The organism is Heyndrickxia camelliae, from assembly GCF_002844575.1.
GTDB classification, from domain to species: domain Bacteria; phylum Bacillota; class Bacilli; order Bacillales; family Bacillaceae_C; genus Margalitia; species Margalitia camelliae.
Genome location: NZ_PIQO01000076.1, coordinates 1 through 359, shown reverse-complemented (window position 1 = coordinate 359; position 359 = coordinate 1). Strand labels below are relative to the sequence as shown.

Below are 359 nucleotides of genomic sequence, written 5' to 3'. Positions count from 1 at the left end.
CGTTCCTTTGTAACTCCATATAGAGTGTCCTACAACCCCAAGAGGCAAGCCTCTTGGTTTGGGCTTCTTCCGTTTCGCTCGCCGCTACTCAGGAAATCGCGTTTGCTTTCTCTTCCTCCGGGTACTTAGATGTTTCAGTTCCCCGGGTCTGCCTTCATTACCCTATGTATTCAGGTAAAGATACTGACCCATTACGATCAGTGGGTTCCCCCATTCGGAAATCTCCGGATCAAAGCTTACTTACAGCTCCCCGAAGCATATCGGTGTTAGTACCGTCCTTCATCGGCTCCTAGTGCCAAGGCATCCACCGTGCGCCCTTACTAACTTAACCTATTAGGTTATTACTTCTTAAAATGGAT

1 rRNA gene is annotated in these 359 nt (G+C 48.2%); it reads right to left on the bottom strand.

Annotated elements, in window-relative coordinates:
* A 23S ribosomal RNA gene (locus CWO92_RS24985) occupies nt 1–331 on the bottom strand; the annotation flags it as partial.
* Between the last annotated feature and the right edge of the window lie 28 nt (nt 332–359).